A 1600-nucleotide genomic window follows, 5' to 3' on the forward strand; every position below is an offset into this window, starting at 1 on the left:
CGGCGGGCGTACCGGGCCGCGCTGGAGCTGGAGTCCGCGCCGGAGGAGGCCAGGGCGCTGGCCGCCGCGGTGGCGATCCTGGACGCCGTGGAGCGGCGTGAGCACTCGCCCGGGGACGACGGCCACGACCGCGACACCACGGAACTGCTGCGGGAGATCGGCGCCGTCTCCCGGGCGCTGCGCCGCCCCGACCGTGTCGCGGCGGTACGGCTGCGGGCCGCGGCGCCGGCGGGGAGTGTGCCCGCCCATGAGTGATCACGGTGGAAGGACCTTTCCTCCTCCCCCCGGGCCCGGGGATGATGGGGGCAGGCGTGAGAGGTGCACGGGGGAAGATGGTGCGTAGGAAAAGGGAGATGCGGCGGCTGGCCGATGCGCTCGTCGACCCCATCCGGGTGCCGGTTCCCGCCGATCCCGAGGCGCTGTTCGCGGCGCTCGTCGACTCCGTCAGCGCCTGGCGGGGCCGCCGGGTCGTGGTCCGCCGGGAGGTCTTCCCGCCGCACACCGCCAGCGGGTTGTGGCTGGAGGGCGAGACGCAGGACGTGGTCGTCGTGGACCAGCGGGCCGCCGTGTGGCACCAGATCGTGATCTTCTGTCACGAGGTGTGGCACATGAGCCGGCGGGCCGCCGACGCGGACGCCGCGCCCGCCGCGGGGCCGCCCCGGCCGGTGGCGGCGCGTACCGACTTCAGCCTGGCGGACGAGCAGGAGGCCGACCGGTTCGGCATGCTGATGGGCCATCGGCTGCGGGGCTGGCTGGAGGCGTCGGCGGACCCGGTGCCCGAGGCGGGCGCCGACGGCGGGCAGGACCTGGCCGGACGCATCGGGGCGGCGCTCAACTACCGCGGGACCCGGGGTAGATGAGCGGCCTGATCAACTACGTCAGCTGTGGTGTGCTGTGGCTGGGTCTGGTGGTGAAGGCCCCGGACCTGCTCCGTCACCGGCGTGATCCGTATCTGCGGGCGATCTGCGCGGTGCTGGGCCTGGCGGGTTGCTGTTTCCTCCTCGGGGCCCCGCCGACGGTGGGCGCGGTCAACCGGCTCAGCGGCGTCCCCAACCTCGCCGCGCCGCTGACGTACGCGTCGATCACCGCCTACAGCGCGGCCTCCCAGGTCCTCGTCGTGTACTGGCGGGGCGGCGAGCGGGTGCACCGGGTGGCGCGGCGCTGGATCGTGGCCTACGCGCTGGTGCTGGCCGGCATCGCCACCACCTTCGCGCTCGGCGAGGCGCCGGTGGAGCGGCGCACCGACCTGGACACCTACTACGCGACGACGCCGTTCATCGCCGAGATGATCGTGCTGTACCTGGTGGGGCACCTCGCCGCCGTCAGTGTCACCACGGTGTCCGCGGTGCGGTGGGCGCGCGAGGTGGACGGCTGGCTGCGCGCGGGGCTGCTGGTCCTGGGGCTGGGGTCGCTGTGCGGCGCCGGGTACAGCGTGACCAAGCTCGTCGCCGTGGTCGCCCGCTGGTGCGGGCGGGACTGGTCGGGGCTCGGTACGAACGTCTCGCCGGCCGCGGCCGGGCTGGGTGCGCTGCTGACGTCGGTGGGCATCCTGGTGCCGCTGGCCGGGCCCCGGCTGGCGGAGCGCCGGCGGGCCTGGCGG

General features: G+C 75.1%; 2 protein-coding genes and 1 pseudogene. All 3 read left to right on the forward strand.

Going from position 1 to position 1600, the window contains the following annotated elements:
- Positions 1 to 255, forward strand: a pseudogene (locus tag RH94_RS45225) (hypothetical protein); the annotation flags it as partial.
- A gap of 98 nt (positions 256 to 353) precedes the next feature.
- Positions 354 to 860 carry a toxin gene (locus RH94_RS32870; RefSeq protein ID WP_073951975.1) on the forward strand — a complete coding sequence of 169 codons (507 nt, stop codon included), beginning with the start codon at positions 354 to 356 and terminating at the stop codon, positions 858 to 860.
- The coding region (locus RH94_RS45230; protein ID WP_324614338.1) for an MAB_1171c family putative transporter at positions 857 to 1600 on the forward strand (744 nt) is incomplete at its 3' end. The genes RH94_RS32870 and RH94_RS45230, both read left to right, overlap by 4 nt.

It is taken from the genome of Streptomyces kebangsaanensis, from assembly GCF_001906585.1.
Classification (GTDB): Bacteria; Actinomycetota; Actinomycetes; order Streptomycetales; family Streptomycetaceae; genus Streptomyces; species Streptomyces kebangsaanensis.